At 49.3% G+C, this 17,271-nt stretch carries 18 protein-coding genes; 6 read left to right on the forward strand and 12 right to left on the reverse strand.

The window, feature by feature from the left end; all coding sequences use genetic code 11:
• Positions 1 to 16: 16 nt before the first annotated feature.
• On the reverse strand, positions 17 to 1,141 hold the full coding sequence (locus AC566Q_RS03660) for a P1 family peptidase (protein WP_483309841.1): 1,125 nt from the start codon (positions 1,139 to 1,141) through the stop codon (positions 17 to 19).
• Positions 1,142 to 1,305: 164 nt separating this feature from the next.
• Complete coding sequence (locus AC566Q_RS03665) at positions 1,306 to 2,487, reverse strand: NHL repeat-containing protein (RefSeq protein WP_499613823.1); 1,182 nt, start codon at positions 2,485 to 2,487, stop codon at positions 1,306 to 1,308.
• Positions 2,488 to 2,574: 87 nt separating this feature from the next.
• On the opposite strand from AC566Q_RS03665, the gene dnaB reads away from it, so the two are divergent.
• Positions 2,575 to 5,514 (forward strand): replicative DNA helicase, encoded by a 2,940-nt coding sequence (dnaB, locus tag AC566Q_RS03670; protein WP_499613826.1) that lies wholly within the window; start codon positions 2,575 to 2,577, stop codon positions 5,512 to 5,514.
• A 21-nt stretch (positions 5,515 to 5,535) separates the two neighbouring features.
• On the opposite strand, the gene AC566Q_RS03675 is transcribed toward dnaB, so the two are convergent.
• Together AC566Q_RS03675 and AC566Q_RS03680 are read right to left on the reverse strand one after the other, a co-directional pair.
• On the reverse strand, positions 5,536 to 5,853 hold the full coding sequence (locus tag AC566Q_RS03675) for a helix-turn-helix domain-containing protein (protein ID WP_499613828.1): 318 nt from the start codon (positions 5,851 to 5,853) through the stop codon (positions 5,536 to 5,538).
• Between the two features lie 11 nt (positions 5,854 to 5,864).
• Positions 5,865 to 6,296 carry a hypothetical protein gene (locus AC566Q_RS03680; protein WP_499613830.1) on the reverse strand — a complete coding sequence of 144 codons (432 nt, stop codon included), beginning with the start codon at positions 6,294 to 6,296 and terminating at the stop codon, positions 5,865 to 5,867.
• Positions 6,297 to 6,633: 337 nt separating this feature from the next.
• Between AC566Q_RS03680 and AC566Q_RS03685 the strand changes: the two genes are divergently transcribed.
• Both AC566Q_RS03685 and kynU read left to right on the forward strand, forming a co-directional pair.
• A complete protein-coding gene (locus AC566Q_RS03685) occupies positions 6,634 to 7,467 on the forward strand; it encodes an alpha/beta hydrolase family protein (protein WP_499613832.1) in 834 nt (277 codons plus the stop codon).
• Positions 7,467 to 8,699 carry a kynureninase gene (gene kynU, locus AC566Q_RS03690; protein ID WP_499613834.1) on the forward strand — a complete coding sequence of 411 codons (1,233 nt, stop codon included), beginning with the start codon at positions 7,467 to 7,469 and terminating at the stop codon, positions 8,697 to 8,699. Before AC566Q_RS03685 ends, kynU begins: the two co-directional genes overlap by 1 nt.
• A gap of 20 nt (positions 8,700 to 8,719) precedes the next feature.
• Here kynU and AC566Q_RS03695 read toward each other — a convergent pair whose 3' ends face one another.
• Together AC566Q_RS03695 and AC566Q_RS03700 are read right to left on the reverse strand one after the other, a co-directional pair.
• Complete coding sequence (locus tag AC566Q_RS03695) at positions 8,720 to 9,664, reverse strand: glycosyltransferase (RefSeq protein WP_499613837.1); 945 nt, start codon at positions 9,662 to 9,664, stop codon at positions 8,720 to 8,722.
• A gap of 220 nt (positions 9,665 to 9,884) precedes the next feature.
• A complete protein-coding gene (locus AC566Q_RS03700) occupies positions 9,885 to 10,211 on the reverse strand; it encodes a winged helix-turn-helix transcriptional regulator (protein ID WP_499613840.1) in 327 nt (108 codons plus the stop codon).
• Between the two features lie 87 nt (positions 10,212 to 10,298).
• Here AC566Q_RS03700 and AC566Q_RS03705 point away from each other — a divergent pair, with 87 nt between their 5' ends.
• The gene (locus AC566Q_RS03705) at positions 10,299 to 10,544 is read left to right on the forward strand and encodes a hypothetical protein (protein ID WP_499613843.1); all 246 of its coding nucleotides are present in this window, start codon (positions 10,299 to 10,301) and stop codon (positions 10,542 to 10,544) included.
• Here the strand turns inward: AC566Q_RS03705 and AC566Q_RS03710 are convergent.
• The 5 genes from AC566Q_RS03710 to rsd all read right to left on the reverse strand — a co-directional run bounded on the left by AC566Q_RS03710 (position 10,538) and on the right by rsd (position 13,734).
• Positions 10,538 to 11,752, reverse strand: a complete 1,215-nt coding sequence (locus AC566Q_RS03710; RefSeq protein WP_499613845.1) for an OmpA family protein — start codon at positions 11,750 to 11,752, stop codon at positions 10,538 to 10,540. The two genes, AC566Q_RS03705 and AC566Q_RS03710, sit on opposite strands and share 7 nt — an antisense overlap.
• An 81-nt stretch (positions 11,753 to 11,833) precedes the next feature.
• Entirely contained in the window at positions 11,834 to 12,274 is a 441-nt protein-coding gene (locus tag AC566Q_RS03715) for a secondary thiamine-phosphate synthase enzyme YjbQ (protein WP_105935145.1), read from the reverse strand.
• Positions 12,264 to 12,728: a chemotaxis protein CheX gene (locus AC566Q_RS03720; protein ID WP_105935146.1), complete on the reverse strand. Its 465-nt coding sequence runs from the start codon at positions 12,726 to 12,728 to the stop codon at positions 12,264 to 12,266. The genes AC566Q_RS03715 and AC566Q_RS03720 overlap by 11 nt, the downstream gene beginning before the upstream one ends.
• Positions 12,718 to 13,191 carry a transcriptional repressor gene (locus tag AC566Q_RS03725; RefSeq protein ID WP_499613851.1) on the reverse strand — a complete coding sequence of 158 codons (474 nt, stop codon included), beginning with the start codon at positions 13,189 to 13,191 and terminating at the stop codon, positions 12,718 to 12,720. The genes AC566Q_RS03720 and AC566Q_RS03725 overlap by 11 nt, the downstream gene beginning before the upstream one ends.
• 78 nt (positions 13,192 to 13,269) lie before the next feature.
• A complete protein-coding gene (gene rsd, locus AC566Q_RS03730) occupies positions 13,270 to 13,734 on the reverse strand; it encodes a sigma D regulator (RefSeq protein ID WP_499613854.1) in 465 nt (154 codons plus the stop codon).
• A 205-nt stretch (positions 13,735 to 13,939) separates the two neighbouring features.
• Between rsd and nudC the strand changes: the two genes are divergently transcribed.
• Entirely contained in the window at positions 13,940 to 14,764 is an 825-nt protein-coding gene (gene nudC, locus AC566Q_RS03735; protein WP_499613857.1) for an NAD(+) diphosphatase, read from the forward strand.
• 243 nt (positions 14,765 to 15,007) lie between these two features.
• On the forward strand, positions 15,008 to 16,099 hold the full coding sequence (hemE, locus tag AC566Q_RS03740) for a uroporphyrinogen decarboxylase (RefSeq protein WP_105935149.1): 1,092 nt from the start codon (positions 15,008 to 15,010) through the stop codon (positions 16,097 to 16,099).
• Between the two features lie 24 nt (positions 16,100 to 16,123).
• Here the strand turns inward: hemE and queG are convergent, their stop codons facing one another.
• Positions 16,124 to 17,266 carry a tRNA epoxyqueuosine(34) reductase QueG gene (gene queG / locus AC566Q_RS03745; protein ID WP_499613860.1) on the reverse strand — a complete coding sequence of 381 codons (1,143 nt, stop codon included), beginning with the start codon at positions 17,264 to 17,266 and terminating at the stop codon, positions 16,124 to 16,126.
• Between the last annotated feature and the right edge of the window lie 5 nt (positions 17,267 to 17,271).

A 17,271-nucleotide genomic window follows, 5' to 3' on the forward strand; every position in this document is an offset into this window, starting at 1 on the left:
TAAAGTCTGCAGCGGGTTACTGACTTAGCACAGCTTTAACTTTATTGATGGGTAACGAATGAGTTTTACCACGATGTCCGTCTACATCTTCGGCCATCAGCAAACTGTTATAAATAGCCTCTTCGGTGGCTTCTATCACTGCCTGAAACAACGGCGATACTTCGTTGTTCGACAAAGACGGAGCAAGATGAGTACTGTCTTTTTCGCTGCGGCGCAGAGCCTCGGCGGTACTGAACGCGATAACGTAATCGCCGGAACCGTTAGTCAGACTGGCGCCGGTTCTCGCCACGCCTCCCATAGCCCGCTTAGCAAGACGATAGAGGTTACGGTCTGACAGCGGCGCATCGGTAGCCACCACAATCATAATCGAGCCGTCTGCTGAGCTATCATTATTGAGCGCATCTGACAGGTAATACTGGCCCAGCTTTTCACCTATCGGCTGACCATCGATTTGCAAAATGCCGCCAAAGTTACTCTGTACCAGTACACCAAGGGTATAGCCACCCAGGCTTGCGGGCAGTTCACGACTACTGGTACCAATGCCGCCTTTAAAACCGAACGCACGGGTACCAGCGCCTGCGCCGACATTGCCTTCTGCAACAATGCCACTATCAGCATTTTCAATGGCCTGAATAACACGTTGTCGGGTAACGTATCTGGCGCGGATATCATTAAGGTAGCCGTCGTTGGTTTCACCCACCACAGCATTCACTGAGCGCACCTGCTCGTTGCCAGGCTGTTGCAGCGTCCATTCCACCACGCCTGCAATGCCCTCGGCTACATTTAAGGTATTGGTGAGCACAATGGGTGTTTCGATTTCACCGAGTTCCTGTATCTGGCTGATGCCGGCCATTTTGCCGTAACCGTTTCCCACAAAAACCGCCGCAGGCACTTTGTTGTGGCGTAAATTGCCACTGGCCGGAATGATCGCGGTCACGCCTGTGTGTTGCGCTTTGCCCTGATGCAAGGTTACGTGTCCTACTTTGACACCGACTACGTCTGTAATGGCGTTGAGTTTACCTGCGGGTAAAACACCGGGCTTGATGTTTAAGTCTCTGGCCCGCAGTTGCTCAGCATGCAAGACACCGGTGGATAAGAGAGCGATACAGGCGAGGAAATGAATGGCCCATGGATACTTCATTGTGTGGTCTCTGATGGATAAGTGAATAAGAAAATACCACCATATCATAAACCTGGGAGAGCTGACTGTCAGGGAAGGGGGAGCGGTTCTTTGTAACGGGGTGGAGACCCAATCAGGCCCGGAAGACAGAACCATAGAGTGACTCCGCCCCCGCGTTTAATGATTTACTGTACGAGCACCAGTTTTTGTACCCGTCTGCCGGTAGAGACTTCAGAGGTATAAAGGTTACCTTTACTGTCGGCCACCACGCTGTGCAGCCAGGTAAACTGACCTGGGTAACGGCCGGGACGGCCAAAGCTGCCAAGTACTTCATAGGTGTCGTGCCAGAGTACCCAGATACGGCCGTTCATCATATCGGCCACATACATGTACTTGTTATCTGGAGAAAACGCTACATCGGTAGCAGTGCCAAGGCCCATGGTGTCACCTGCGATCACTACATCCCGCACGAAAACAGCCTTGCCGCTGGCATCGTTTTTAAACACCTGCAGGCGGTTATTGCGCCTGTCGCACACGTAAATCAGGCCGTTATCAGATTTTGTCACGCAGTGCACAATATCGCCAAAGTTGGGCGCATCGGTGTTGATGTTATCAGCCCCCGCGGTGGCCTGGGATACATCAAAATCGCCCGCGCGTGTGCCGCCACCGGGGATGGCGGCATAGGCGCCCCAGTATTGCGAAAACCCATTGTCGTTGGTGTTAAAACCAATAATGCGCTTATTGATATAGCCGTCGGCGATAACCACTTCATTGGTATGGGTATCGTGATAGATATCTGCCGGGTTGCCCAGCGATTGTTTGCTCTGGTTACCTTCTGTGCTGTTACGCGTACCAAACTGGCGAATGAATTTACCCTCCGCGGTAAAATTCAGTACCACGTGATCGCCTTTGCCGTTGCCGCCCAGCCAAACCGTGTTGTTATCGTCTACAAATAAGCCGTGTACGGTTTGCGGCCATTGGTTAACACCGTCAATCTCCGGCGCGATGGACTCGCCACCCCAGCTGTTTTTCACTCGTCCGGTGGGGGAGATTTGCACCACATGGGGAGCAGCTTCACAACATACGCCGGTTGGCGGCGTTTGCTCCAGGGCCAAATCAAGCGGGCTCAGCGAGTTGGGGCGGTGCAATAACCACAGGTTATCGGCTTTATCCACCGCCAGACCGGGCACCTGACCGATTATCCAGGTATCGGGTAAATCAGGCCAACTGGCATCCACTTTAAATGTTGGCATCGGGCGCGACGCGCCTGGCTCGGGATAACTCTCCAGCGCTACCAGTGTTTCGCTGGCAGTTGCACTGATTGAAATTAGCCCGGAAATTAGCAGTAATAATGACGTTTTCTTCATGACATTCCTGTTTGGCGAACGGCCTTGGTTTTGAACTTTAGTATATAGCCTTCGCCATGATAAAGGATCATTTTCCCCTAACAAACGATGCAAGCAGGCGCTAAATATCGCATAATAACCTCCTTGCAAATTATTCAGGTATATCGTCAGGTGAAAGTTGTTCCGGCCAGTTCCGACAAAAGCGTAGAAAAACTCAAGGTGCCGCCGCACAGCATTGAAGCTGAGCAGGCCGTGCTGGGTAGTATGCTTATCGATCCGGAATCCTGGGATAAGGTGTCTGAGCTGGTTACCGATGCTGAGTTTTATAACCGCTCGCATCAAATTGTGTTTAAGGCAATCCTTGATTTACTGGCGCAAAGTCAGCCGGTCGACCTGATTACTGTGTCGGAATTACTCGAAAATAACGATCAGCTCGAAGACGCTGGTGGCTTTGCCTATTTGGGTGAGCTGGCTCGCAACACGCCAAGTTCTGCCAACGTTACCGCTTACGCCAAAATTATTCGGGAACGGGCGATTACCCGGGAACTGATTGGCGTAGCCAACGAAATCGCCGAAGTGGGCTATAATCCGGAAGGTCGCGACAGCGCCGATATCCTGGATATGGCCGAGAGCAAGGTGTTTGAGATTGCGGAACGGCGCACTGGTGCCTCAGAAGGGCCACAGAGTATTGAGTCGGTGCTGGGTAAAACCATCGACCGTCTTGAAGCGCTGATTAAAGACAACCGGGAAGTCACCGGGGTAACCACCGGGTTTTCCGATCTGGATAAAAAAACCAGTGGTATGCAGCCATCGGATCTGATCATTGTTGCCGCACGGCCCTCAATGGGTAAATGTATTGTGTCTGGTTCCAGGCTTGTCGATCCTTTATCAGGACGCCGTATGACCATAGATGAGATGGTTAAAACACAATATGGCGAGGTAACTTCACTGGATAACAACTTTACGCTGTGTCGCGCCAAAGTAAGTCAGTTCGTTGACGACGGTATTAAACCGGTTTTTGAGGTGCGAACTGCACTGGGAAGAAAAATTCAGACTACGCTTACCCATCCATTCCTCACCGGTACAGGTTGGCGAAAACTGGAAAATATTACGGTTGGTGAACGTATTGGTGTGCCAAGAGAATTAGCGTTATTCGGTGAACAGTCGCTACCAGAACATGAAGTCAAAGCATTGGCCTACTTCGTTGCTGATGGTGGGACAACACAAGGTAACCCGATATTTACCAATGTGAACCGCGCTATCGTGGCAGATTTTACTCATGCGATGGAAAAGTTTAATGGCGCAAAAGTTTCACGCGTTAATTTTGATTATCGAGCGCCCAGCTACCGTGTTTCAGGACGCGCGGAAAAGTCAGTTGAACAGCGTAAACGGTTTGCTAATTGCTTGAAAACGGCAATGCAAAATTTGAACCTGAGTGGAAAAGCACTGGCGGCACGTTTAGGTTTGCAACCATCAACCATTAGCCAGTGGTGCAATGCGGTTGCGATCCCATTGCCCCAAAGGTATGAGGCTCTGTGCTGCGAGTTAGGGGGTAATTTTGGCCAACAGACTCAAATTGTCTATGAAGCGGGCTCTAGTAAAACAAATTCAGTTGTCCGGTTTCTTAAAGAGCATTCGGTTTGGGGTTATCTTGCACCCGAAAAAACCGTGCCTGAAGCCATTTTTTCAGCAACTAAGGGCTCAGTAGCACTTTTCTTAAATCGTTTATTTGCTTGTGATGGCAGTATCTCGGTTTATAAGACAGGGCAGGTCCGGGTTAGTTATGGAACCGCCAGTGAAGCGCTGGCTAATGATGTGCAGCATTTGCTTTTGCGCTTTGGGATTGTTGCCAAGCTCCGGGCGAAAGAGCACCATGCTCGCCGTCAGTTCGAAGTTGAAATTATTTCTCGTGCTGGTATCGAAAGTTTTATCAGGCAAATCGGTATCTTGGGGAAAGAGTCGGAGGTGGAAGAAGCTCGCGGTACACTGGCTGAAAAACGCCCGCATTCAAATGTAGATGCTTTGCCTGAGTCTGCGGTTGATTATATTAAGCAACTAAAAGGCAGCTCCAGCTGGACCGAGATATTTGCCCGAAAAGGATTGCAATGCCCCCAGGGATTTAATCCCCATTTGTCAGGGCAAAGTCGTCGCTTGCTTAGTCGTACCCGAGCCCGTTTTTATGCTGAATTGTTTGATGATTCTTATTTATCTGAGCTGGCAAACTCTGATCTTTACTGGGATGAAGTCCAATCGATAGAGTACGTTGGCAACAAGCAGGTTTACGATCTTACCGTTCCTGAACTGCACAATTTTGTGGCGGAAGATATTTGCGTGCACAACACCACTTTCGCCATGAACCTGGCGGAAAATGCCATGCTGGCAGAGGATAAGCCGGTGCTGGTTTTCAGTCTTGAGATGCCGTCGGAACAGATCATGATGCGTATGCTGGCCTCACTCAGCCGGGTAGATCAAACCAAAATCCGTACCGCACAGCTTGACGATGAAGACTGGGCGCGTATTTCAAACACCATGGCAATGCTCAAAGAAAAAGACAATATCTATGTGGATGACTCTTCGGGTCTTACGCCAATGGACGTGCGTAGCCGCGCCAGAAAGCTGGCCCGTGAACGGGGCGGTCTGAGCATGATCATGGTGGATTACCTGCAGCTTATGCGGGTGCCTTCACTTAGCGATAACCGAACGCTGGAAATTGCCGAGATTTCACGCTCACTCAAAGCGCTAGCTAAAGAGCTCAACATCCCGGTCATTGCGCTTTCACAGCTTAACCGGAGTCTGGAACAACGGGCCGATAAACGCCCGGTCAACTCGGACTTGCGGGAATCGGGCTCGATTGAGCAGGATGCCGACTTGATCATGTTCATTTATCGCGACGAGGTGTATCACGAGAACAGTGAAGATAAAGGCGTGGCCGAAATCATCATCGGTAAGCAGCGGAATGGTCCTATCGGCACCTGTCGATTAACCTTCCAGGGCCAGTTCTCACGCTTTGATAATTACGCTGGCCCCGCCGTACCTGACGAGTACTAGCGCCAGCAACAAAATACGGGGTTATGCGCTAAGTAACCAGTACATTAATGCGCCACCGGTGACGAAACCCACCATCAGAGCGAACAAAATACTCAGTGTTTGCTTACCGATGTTAATAGACTGCCAGGCGGATGAGTCTGCCTCTGGCACTACCTGTAAGGACTGCTGCGGTACTTCAAATACCGCACTCAGACTCATCACCGTTTCCGTGGCGGCATTGCCTTCTTTTTCCACGCGCTGGATGGTGCGCAAACTCACGCCGCACATCTCGGCGAGTTGCTGTTGGGTCCACTGGTGTTGTTGCCGTAGCGCTTTTATTTGCAGCGCGTCGATTTCCACTGCGCTACTCCCTATGCAACCAGGTACTTAATTAGCGCTACCGCGGACAAACCAAAGATAAAGCCGACACCGAACATTTTTACTATATTGAACCAGCTTCGTTTAGACGATGAGACGAAAGCCTTTGATTGAGACGCCATTAACTCGCCGTCCTTAAATACTTCGCACTGTAAATCGCCGCGCATTATGCTGGTGATATGGTAATGCACCCGGTACTGATGGGCGTTGTGAACAAAATTGTGCTCGCTCACCGTTTTTAGCAATTCGCGCTTACTCGACACCGGATTATCATTCACATATACCGTTTCTTTGCCCGACCAGGCGGAACCGTGTACGGCAATATCGGTATCGCCATCGTTAAAATAAAACCAGTAACCATCGATAAAATTAGGTGATGACATTGCTGCGCTTGGATTGTGTTTAGATGATCTTAAGTGTGCCATATTGCGGACTCCATACCTATAAAATAACCAGTAATTTCAGTTCGCCGTATCAAAACACGGTGTGTTGAACCGACGACGCTATTGCAGCAGATTTCGACTATCAGGTGTGACGACACCAGAGTGACCGTAAACCGACTGGCATATGACAAGGGATATGACACTATTATAAATAAAGGCTCTTATTGAGTGTGGGTGCAAACTTACATTAGGGCGTCTTAGATGAGTTTAGCGCTCATATTGCACCGTTATTGATTAGCCGTTACTCTGATTGCCCGCAGAATCCCGCTATTAGGAAATTACAGTGCGAAGAACAACTGGAGCAAAAGAGAAGCCCATAATGATAAGAATAATTAGCCTTCTGATGGCACTGGTCGTTTTGCAGGCTTGTCAGATTAACTCGGAATTTTCAACTGATGAGACCAAGAACGTTGCCTATAGTGAAGTGATTAGTCAGCGCTATCAGATAGCGGCGTCCAATATCGCCTATGCAGACAATCCCCTGCAGCGTATTTACTACTGGCCGGCTCGGGTTAAAACCCAAAGTGCACTCATTTTTATCCACGGTGGTTGCTGGCTGAATGCTTATGATTACACCCATGCCCGGGGCCTTTTTACGGCGCTGGCAACACAGGGGGTGGCTACCTTTGCCATTGAGTATCGCCGAACAGGCGATGCTGGTGGTGGCTGGCCGGGCACGTTAACCGATATTCAACAGGCCTTGCCGGCAGTTAAGCAATGGCTGGATGAAAAAGCTCTGGGTGACGTACCCGTTTATCTGGCTGGTCACTCTGCAGGCGGTCATCTGGCTCTGCTGGCTGCACAGTTTTTAACGTTCCCGGTCGAAAAAGTCATTGGCCTGGCTGCCATTACCGATCCCGCTACCTATGCCAAAGGGGCTAACAGTTGTCAGACAGCGACGCCGCAATTTTTTAACGGTATGCCAGATGAACTCGCCGAGGCATATGCGGCTGCAACGCCGGATGTTGCGAGTATCGAGGCGCCGGTTATTCTGCTTCAGGGTGATGCTGATGCCATCGTACCGGTTCCCCAGAGTCAGCTGGCGGGCAGTGATGCCATTATCAGTGAAGGGGCAGGTCATTTTGACTGGTTACACAGCCAGACTCCGGCTTATCAATTGTTGTTGAATCAATTACTGGAAGGAGCCGAATAATGTTGTCCATTGCACAGAATCTCGATGAGCAAGACATTCTGGCTCCACTACGCGAGCAGTTCCAAATACCACCGAACACCATTTATCTGGATGGTAATTCACTGGGACCTTTACCCGTTGCTGCCAAAGAGCGCGCTATCGACGTCGTAAATCTGCAGTGGGGACAGGACCTTATCACCAGCTGGAACAAGCACGCCTGGATTGATTTGCCCCGTCAGTGTGGTGAGCTGATTGCACCGGTTATTGGCGCCGCGCCCGGGCAGGTTATTTGCTGCGACTCAATTTCCGTTAACTTATTTAAAGTACTCAGCGGTGCCTTACGGATGCAGGCAGGGCGTAACAAAGTGATAACCACTGCAGATAACTTCCCTACTGATATTTATGTGATTGAGGGGCTTAAACAACAATTGGGTGAGGCGTCCTGCGAGCTGGTGCTGTGCGAGGAAGGGGATATCGAAGCACAGCTGGATGAAAGTATCGCCATTCTGTTACTGACCCAGGTGAATTTCAGGAGCGGGCGATTACTGGATATGCAAAAGATCACTGAGTTAGCCCACTCAAGTGGAATTCTGGTGGTCTGGGATCTGGCCCATTCTGCCGGCGCATTGCCAGTAAAGCTCGATGACTGCAAGGTGGATTTTGCCGTAGGATGCACGTACAAATACCTTAACGGCGGCCCTGGCGCACCAGCATTTATTTATGTAGCTGAGCGTCATCAGAGCGCTTTTCAGCAACCGCTTAGCGGCTGGATGGGGCACGCCAAGCCGTTTAGCTTTAACTCAGCTTACACGCCCGTAGCCGGAGTGAAGCAAAATCTCTCCGGTACACCTGCTGTCATTGCTATGAGTGTGCTGGAAGCGGCACTTGAGATTTGGTCAAACGTCGATATGTTGCAAGTAAGACAGAAATCCATGGCCATGGGCGAGTTTTTTCTGGAATGCCTGAAAGCCTGCGGTCTGGATGAGGAGTTTACTTGTGTGTCGCCCGATGCTGCGCTGGACAGGGGCAGTCAGCTGGCCTTTCAGCACGAACATGCCTATGCGATTTGCCAGGCCTGGATTGATGCCGGTGTGATCGCCGATTTCAGGGCACCAGATCTGCTCAGAATCGGTTTTACACCGCTTTATATTAGTTTTGAGGAACTGTGGCACGCCGCCGAAAAACTGCAGAACATTGTCAGCAGACAAACTTATTTAGCACCGGAGTATCAGCAAAAGCTGGCGGTGACTTAGTCAGCTCGGAGTCTGGTTTATTAATATTTGTAGCGAAAGTATAATGCAATAAACAAGCGGCTAGGGCTAAAACTATGCTCTAAGGCATTGCGGGAAACATAACGAAACGAACCTTTCCAAGCCTGATAGTAGGCGGGGGTTTGTTGGATAAAGCTAAGCAAGGGACGCAGGGTTTTTAAATCGCTGATCCGCAGGCTACTCTGCCCTTGGGTAGCAACAAAAAACCAGAAACGTTCAAATGCCTGCTGGTCTATTGCACCGACCAGTCGTTTAACATGCTCGTAGGAGCCGGCTTGTGCGGTTGATAACTGCTTGCCACGGTTTTTACGAGTAATACTTTCAGTATTTATACGATAGTCCACTAAAGGTTCATCCAGCCCGCCAAACTTAAAGCCGGCTTTAAGCGACTTGAGATACAACAAATAATCCTGGGCACTTTTAGTGACAGGGTAACCACCGTTATCCCGGATAGCTTTGGTTCGAAACATAAGACTGGGGTGGCAAAGCCGGCTATTAAGTAATAGTTCAGCTGCTAATACATCACTGTCAGTGCTAACCGGATAGCCACCGATCTTATTACCCTGCATATCAATATGATTAACCGTGGTACAACTTAACACTATTTCTGGATTAGCTTCCATGTAAGCAAATTGTTTGGCCAGCCGAGACGGGTGAGCAACATCGTCTGCATCATGTCTTGCAACATAGCGACCTTCTGCACTTTCAAGGCCTTTATTGAGTGAATTACCTACGCCAATATTGGTTGGATTAGTGATAATGACGATACGTGAATCTTTCGCTGCGTAGTCTGCCAGAAAATTCTTGGTTTCCTGATTACTGCCGTCATCCACAATTAAGAACTCAAAATCTTTGAATGATTGCTCTAGAATACTGTTGATCGCTTCACTAAGGTGGGTGAAGTCACCATTTAACACCGGCATCAAAACAGAAATGGCACAGGACATATAACGTTCTCAACAAATATTGTGTATTGCCAAAGCGTCGTTTAAAACAAACTGAAAAGGGCTTTTGGCAATCCCTGCCAGCTTTTATCATAAAGCTTGATGATTTTACGACTAAGGCTCGTCGCTCGTGATCAGCCTTCATCGAGAATAATAACAAAGTGATTATTATGCAAGTATCGGGGGTAGAAGCAATCGATTGCTGTATAAACCGGCAAGGAACTTAACCTGACTTCAACAGGACATATTCATCTCGCGCACTTAAAATTGGATTGACATTGACTTCGTTCCAGATCACGAGTTCTTCAACCTGCTTTGCCACCTCGCGGCCAGTATCTGTCAGGCTATATTCTTCGAGTGGCGGGATAACCGGATGCGCGGTGCGCAATACAAAGTCGTCTGCTTCCAGAGCGTGAAGGGTCTGAGAAAGCACTTTTTCACTCACCCCGGTAATAGATTTATGAAGTTCGCTGAAGCGGAGGGTTCCCTGGAGTAACTTTAGATTGCTGTGACCGGTGCTACCGGCCAATAATGCCGGCTTATTATTCAATATTTACTGACAGCGCGGGATGCCAGCCACATTGTAGCCATTGATCGCAAACCGGAAAAAGCGAAAGAACTGGAATCGCAGTGAACTATGGTTCGTACCGCTGACTACTCATCTCCTGAAACTTTAAAGACAGCCCTTACCGGAGTAGATAAATTACTGTTAATCTCCTCCAGCGAGGTAGGACAGCGCTTTTCACAGCATCGAAATGTCATTGATGCGGCTCAATTCGCCGGCGTGAATCTGCTTTCCTCTAGCTTTATAAAACGCTTATCAAACAAAAACGCCTGCAACCGCAGGCGTTTTTTGAATATCGAACCCGTTAAATATTATTGAGCGGGAACTTCAATGGTCTCACTCACCTTAACTTCGATACGACGGTTTAAGTGATGGGCTTCCTTGGTGTTAGCGGTATCTAACAAACGCTCTTCACCGTAACCTACCGTATTTAAGCGGCTTGCATCGATATCATATTCGTTAACCAGTACAGACTTTAATTCTTTCGCACGGCGCAGAGATAAGTCTTTGTTGTATGCTGCTGCACCAGGTGCTGACGAATGACCTTCAATGGTAGCTGAAGTGCTACCGTAACGGTTCAGGAACTCAGCCAGGTCAACGATTTGTGGATCACTGGTGTCTTCAATGTCGGCACTATTGTTGGCAAACAGGATACGTACTTCAATTGAGACTTCTTTATCGGTAAACACAGTACAGCCATTAGGGTGTACTTTATCGCCCTTAGGCGTATCCGGGCAGGCGTCCTGACGGTCGATAACACCGTCGTTATCTGAGTCTGGCTCGATTGCACAGCCTACGCCGTCAACGGCTACACCAGCACGGGTGTTCGGGCACTGGTCCTGGCTGTTAATAACGCCGTCGCCATCTTTATCAGCGTTACAGCCCATGCTGTCTACTACAGTGCCTGAAGGCGTACCCGGGCACTTGTCCAGAGAATCCACCACGCCATCGTAGTCGGAGTCAGCCGGTGCGGCTGTAGTCATAGGCGCAGGTGTTGGTTCTGAATAGCTTGAAGAACTGCCAAAAGTGTAAGAGACACCCAGCTTTACGCTGTAGTCGTATAAGTTGTCGCTTAGGTCGCGGTAAGCCGCAATTTCACTGATAACGGCAACTTCGTCATTTACAGCCCAATGTTTACCCATACCGTAACCCAGCATCTGGTAATCATCGCCGACATCCTGATGGTATAAACCACCGAAAACATAGAAAAGGTCGTCCTGGAAGAAGTACATGGCATCAACACCCAACATCGGGCCGCTTTCATCGCTGCCGCCGTTGGTACCATCTAAATCAAGATACGAAGCTGAAATTCTTGCTGCCCAGCTCTCATCGAAACGGAAACCGTATTCAGCACCCAGACCAAAACCATCATCGAGCTGTCCGGTCGGCTCTGGTTTGCCTTCGTCCGTGCTGTAATAGAGCCCATAGATACCAGCCCAGTCTTGCGCTTCTGATTCCTGAGCGAATGACGGAGCAGAAACTAAGCCTGCGGCAATGAGTGCGAGAGTAATAGTTGATTTTTTCATTATTGACTTCCTGTGTTGGCAATAAGTGTGTCCTGTAGCTCTATGCTAAATCTGTGCCAGCATTAAACTATAGTTTAACAATTATACGCCTGACTTACCCTGGAGAGTAGCAATAATTGAGCGCGAGCCGCCGCTGTCACGGTGTTCGCCGAGAATGATGCCCTGCCAGGTACCGAGGGCAAGCCGCCCTTGTTGTACCGGGATAGTTAACTGACATCCCATCAGGCTGCTTTTGATATGAGCGGGCATATCATCAGGCCCTTCGTAGGTATGGATGAAATACGGTGTGTTTTCTTTAACTGTATGATTAAAAAAGGATTCTAAATCCTTTCTTACTGAAGGATCGGCATTCTCATTGATGGTTAAACTGGCGCTGGTATGTTGCAGCATAAGGTGCAGTAAACCCACCTCAACGTCACGAATCTGCGGTAATGCGCCGGTGATTGAATCAGTAACTAAATGAAACCCTCGGGGATGAGGTGGCAGGGTAATTTTTTCAGAGTGCCAGTAATTATTTATCAAAGCAGATTTCCAGATATGCCTTTCCGAGTTCGTGGTTAAACGGCAAAATAATCTTCGGCCCGTCTACCTGATGGCTTATACTGTGTTGCTTTCCGGAGACAACAACTGGCGTAGCCATGCCAAACTCATAACCTTTCTCGGCCAGATCGCGCTTGGCGTTACCACAAATCATGTTGGTAATTTCACCTACCATGTCGGCAACTTCTGCATCAATTTCACTGGACGCTTCGCCCAGCATATTTTGCATAATGCTCAGAATTAATCCTTCATCGAACGTGATGGACATCGAGCCTTTTACATTGGGGCCCACCATGCCAATTAATCCTGATACGTCGCCATGGGCCACGTCATCACTTTTTTTCTTGGGTTTACCAGGGGTTAGCGTGGTCTGCGCCATAGTTTCCAAAACGTTTAGCAGGCCGCCGATAAAAGGGTTTACGAACTCAGCATTCATGTTGTTCCTCTCCCAGTGTAGTTGACTCACTTTCCTGACAGTCTGCACAAAGGCCGTGGGCTTCGATGGTTTGTTTAGAAATTATGAAGCCGTGTTGTTTGGCCTGGTTATCAAGCGTTTCTTTCAATCCTTCCGACTGTATCTCTGAGACGTCACCACAACTGTCGCAAATTAGAAACTGTACTGGGTGGTGGCAACCAAAATGATAACAGGCCACAAACGCATTAGTGGACTCAAGGCGATGAATCAGACCGAAATCGAGTAAAAAATCCAATGCCCGGTATACGGTTGCCGGCTTGGCGCTGGACTCAGTTTCTTTCAGACCGTCGAGCAACTCATAGGCTCCCATGGGGCCGTGCTTCTCCAGCATGAGTTCATACACTTTTTCCCTTAGTGGGGTAAATCGTGCTCCCCGTTGCTCGCAGTAGGCTCTTGCTTTACTTATAATAGTGCTATTTTTCATGCTGAATTTTAATAATTTTGATACGAATTAGTGGCATAAGGAATTATCATAACTGTTTCCATACCGGGACGCTAACTGCTACCCGGTGACAGAGTCATTGACGAGGCCATGCATCCTTTGAATTAACCTGTCTTCCAACTCAAAGCGGTCATCCAGGGCTTCTCCTAACTGAGTAATGGCGACTTCAAACTCCCCGGTGTTCTGTGCGTTAAAGCCTTCGGCAAATTGATCATTAAAGTCCAGCGCCTGGTCGGTAGTCACGCTGATTTTTGGAAATAACTCCTGCTTCAGGGCTTGTCCATCGTTATCGTCGCTGACCAACATTTCGTATACTTCAAAATGGCCTACCGACAGATAATCCATAAGTAGCGCACAAAATTCGTTTACCTCGGCTTCATCAGGCAGAGTATTCGCTGATTGGTAATTGACCCCGGCTAAATGACAATACTGGATCAGCAACTGTCGACGTTCATCCAGCCAGTTATCAATGGTTTTACTCGCTCCGCCCCAGCGTTGCCGGGCTATTTCTACCTGATTTAACACTCTGAACTTCCTCATGAGGTTGTCATCAATCTAATTTGAGTATAACACTGCCTCAGAGTCTCACAAATGACAGTCGGAAATAATTCACCTTAACCACCTAAAGGATAATAGGAATTAACCGTGCAGCAAGGAAAAAGGCAGCGCTTCTTGGCTCAATCAAATGCCACTGTGTTAGGATATACCTAACGTCGTAATGGTAGCTGATATGTTAAAGTTTACAGGAAACTCCTTAGTGCAGCCGGGTCACTGGCTTATCTTCAATCGCGATCAGTTACTGGTGCCTGAAGAAGGTGATCTGCTGCCATTAATGAGTTGGTCAGATTTGCCTTTTTTACATCATTATCAGGATCAGGTTCACCACCTGCATGCCGCTGACTTACCGCTCTCTCATCCGTTATACATTATCGATCTCGGTGCCGAGAATATCAGTGCTGCGGGCTGGCGCAATGCTGGTTTACGCGAATTGATGACCAGTGAGCCGCCGGTAACCTATGAAACCCTCTCCCGCGCCTGGCAATATGTGCATTTTCAGCGCACTCATCGATTCTGTGGTCGCTGTGGTTCACCTACTCAGCCTGTGGACTGGGAAATGGCGGTACAGTGTCACCAGTGCGGACATCGCTGTTATCCAAGGGTGTCGCCATGTACGATTGTGGCGGTTTATCGCGGTAAGGAAATCCTGTTAGCCAGAGGTGTGCGTCATAGTAATCCCAAAATGTATTCGATTATTGCCGGCTTTGTTGAAAGCGGCGAAAGCGTCGAACAGGCTACGCACCGGGAAGTCGGTGAAGAGGTGGGGGTAAAAATAAAAAACCTGGAATACTTTGGCAGTCAGGCCTGGCCTTTCCCTCATTCGCTGATGATGGGCTACCTGGCAGAATATGACAGTGGCGACATCATTATCGATGAGAAAGAAATTGTTGATGCAGACTGGTATCACATTGATAACCTGCCAATGCTGCCACCTAAATTGTCGATTGCCGGCAAGATACTCGAAGCGCTAATCGAGCGTCTTCGTCAGGCGCCTTAAGTAGTCCTTTTACCGGTAAAAACGCGATAAAAAACCCCGCAAAGTGCGGGGTTCGAGTATGTTTAGCTGAGGGCCCGTCGTCGAGCTTCTGTCTTTATGTGTAATAGTAGTAGCAAAACATTTGCGATAAATCAAGTAAATCGCTGCAATTTTCATCAGGCAGTTCATTTATACGCATCATTCGCCAAATCTTGCTATACTCGCCGCCAATTTTTTGTAGTGTAATTGATTCCGGGGATCCCCATGGCACAAACCAATGGCAGCCTTGAGCGCCCAGCTTTAAAAAATGACCGCTATCTGCGTGCGTTGCTCAAGCAACCTGTAGACGTAACGCCGGTATGGATGATGCGTCAGGCTGGTCGTTATTTACCAGAATATAAAGCCACCCGCGCCGTTGCTGGCGACTTTATGTCGTTGTGTAAAAACGCCGAGCTGGCTTGCGAAGTCACTTTGCAACCACTGCGCCGTTTCCCGTTGGACGCTGCCATCCTGTTTTCGGATATTCTAACCATTCCTGATGCAATGGGGCTGGGCTTATATTTTGAAACCGGTGAAGGTCCGCGTTTTGAACGCCCGATTACCTGTAAGGCCGATGTCGACCGTATTGGTGTACCTGATCCTGAAGGCGAGCTCCAGTATGTGATGAACGCCGTGCGTACCATTCGCCGTGAACTTAAAGGCGATGTGCCACTGATCGGTTTTTCCGGCAGTCCGTGGACACTGGCCACCTATATGGTTGAAGGTGGTTCGAGCAAAGCCTTTACTAAGATTAAGAAAATGGCGTTTGCTGAGCCGCAGGTATTGCACGCACTGCTGGGTAAACTGGCAGACTCTGTGACCAGTTACTTAAATGCACAAATTGCCGCCGGTGCACAATCAGTAATGGTGTTTGATACCTGGGGCGGCGTGTTGTCACCACGGGATTACAAAGAATTCTCGTTGCAGTATATGCAGCGTATTGTAGAAGGCTTAACCCGCGAGAGCGAAGGACGCCGCGTTCCGGTTACGCTGTTTACTAAAAACGGCGGTATGTGGCTGGAAGCGATTGCTGCAACCGGCTGTGATGCGGTAGGTCTCGACTGGACCATCGATATTGCCGAGGCAAAAGCCCGGGTCGGCGACAAAGTTGCTCTGCAAGGCAATATGGACCCGTCTATGTTATATGCACCACCGGCGCGAATCGAACAGGAAGTTGGCGATATTCTGGCGGGCTTTGGTGAAGGCACCGGCCACGTATTCAACCTTGGTCACGGTATCCACCTGGATGTGCCGCCTGAGCACGCCGGCGTGTTTGTGGAGGCGGTACACCGCTTAAGTGCCCAGTATCACAAATAAAAAGCGATACTTAGCTGCGTGACCTTAAGCGTCGCGCGGCAATCCTTTCTCAATAGTCCGGGTTAGCCTGGCTAACTGGCGGTTCTCGTCACTGCGGGCCTGTTGTTTACGGTGCTGTTGCGCCAACGCCCATTCTAAGTGGGGCAAAACCAGCTCACAGGCTTCATGTTTTGCTGCATTGAGCGCGGTAATATACTTTTCTGAATAAGGTGCATTGCCAATAGCGACGCACAGATTGCGCCGCCATTTAGCATAACCGATGCGGCGAATGGGCGAGCCTTCGGTGTTTTGCAAAAACGTCTTTTCATCCCAGCCAAATAAGGTGAGTAACGATTGCCCATGCAGCACCTGGCGTGGGTGAAAGTCACTTTCCGCTGTAACCGGGGCAAAGCGATTCCACGGGCACACCAACTGACAATCATCGCAACCGTAAATACGATTACCCATAGCCGGACGCAATGCCTCAGGGATAACGCCGTGGTATTCAATGGTCAGGTAGGAAATACAGCGTCTGGCATCGACCTGATAAGGCGCGACGATGGCCTGGGTGGGGCACATGGTCATACAAGCGGTGCAGGTTCCACAGTTTTCTTCGACCGGCTCATCTACCGGTAGCGGCAGGTTAATGAATAACTCACCAAGGAAAAACCACGAACCCGCTTGTTTATTCAGGGTAAGAGAGTGCTTGCCGGTCCAGCCCAATCCGGCTTTTTCGGCTATGGCATGTTCCAGTACCGGTGCAGAATCCACAAACGGGCGGTACTGGGTACCTGCCAGCCGCTCACTGATCTGCTCGCCAAGCTGCTTGAGTTTTTTACGCAACACCTTGTGATAATCGCGGCCCAGGGCATAGCGGGAAATATAGGCAATGTCGCCGTCTTTGAGATGGCGGGCAAACGACGCGTCAGGAGGGAGGTAGTCCATTCTTACGGATATTACCCGAACAGTGCCCGGCACCAATTCTGCCGGCCGGGCCCGCTTCATTCCATGGCTGACCATGTAATCCATTTCGCCGTGATACTGATTATCCAGCCACTGTTGCAGGGCATATTCATGCTGACTAAGATCAATATCACTGATACCAACCTGCTGAAAGCCTAGCGCAACGGCCCAAGCCTTGATATCGTCTACCAAATTGACTAGATCTATCGATTGTAAAGTGGACATGTACA

The sequence above is a fragment of the Alteromonas sp. H02 genome (genome assembly GCF_059682525.1).

Excerpts from the sequence above, each read along its gene's own strand:
- AC566Q_RS03660 (WP_483309841.1), bottom strand. The coding sequence starts at position 1,141 with ATGAAGTATCCATGGGCCATTCATTTCCTCGCCTGTATCGCTCTCTTA.
- AC566Q_RS03665 (WP_499613823.1), bottom strand. The coding sequence starts at position 2,487 with ATGAAGAAAACGTCATTATTACTGCTAATTTCCGGGCTAATTTCAATC.
- dnaB (WP_499613826.1), top strand. The coding sequence starts at position 2,575 with ATGCAAGCAGGCGCTAAATATCGCATAATAACCTCCTTGCAAATTATT.
- AC566Q_RS03680 (WP_499613830.1), bottom strand. The coding sequence starts at position 6,296 with ATGGCACACTTAAGATCATCTAAACACAATCCAAGCGCAGCAATGTCA.
- AC566Q_RS03685 (WP_499613832.1), top strand. The coding sequence starts at position 6,634 with ATGATAAGAATAATTAGCCTTCTGATGGCACTGGTCGTTTTGCAGGCT.
- kynU (WP_499613834.1), top strand. The coding sequence starts at position 7,467 with ATGTTGTCCATTGCACAGAATCTCGATGAGCAAGACATTCTGGCTCCA.
- AC566Q_RS03695 (WP_499613837.1), bottom strand. The coding sequence starts at position 9,664 with ATGTCCTGTGCCATTTCTGTTTTGATGCCGGTGTTAAATGGTGACTTC.
- AC566Q_RS03705 (WP_499613843.1), top strand. The coding sequence starts at position 10,299 with ATGGTTCGTACCGCTGACTACTCATCTCCTGAAACTTTAAAGACAGCC.
- AC566Q_RS03710 (WP_499613845.1), bottom strand. The coding sequence starts at position 11,752 with ATGAAAAAATCAACTATTACTCTCGCACTCATTGCCGCAGGCTTAGTT.
- AC566Q_RS03720 (WP_105935146.1), bottom strand. The coding sequence starts at position 12,728 with ATGAATGCTGAGTTCGTAAACCCTTTTATCGGCGGCCTGCTAAACGTT.
- AC566Q_RS03725 (WP_499613851.1), bottom strand. The coding sequence starts at position 13,191 with ATGAAAAATAGCACTATTATAAGTAAAGCAAGAGCCTACTGCGAGCAA.
- nudC (WP_499613857.1), top strand. The coding sequence starts at position 13,940 with ATGTTAAAGTTTACAGGAAACTCCTTAGTGCAGCCGGGTCACTGGCTT.
- hemE (WP_105935149.1), top strand. The coding sequence starts at position 15,008 with ATGGCACAAACCAATGGCAGCCTTGAGCGCCCAGCTTTAAAAAATGAC.
- queG (WP_499613860.1), bottom strand. The coding sequence starts at position 17,266 with ATGTCCACTTTACAATCGATAGATCTAGTCAATTTGGTAGACGATATC.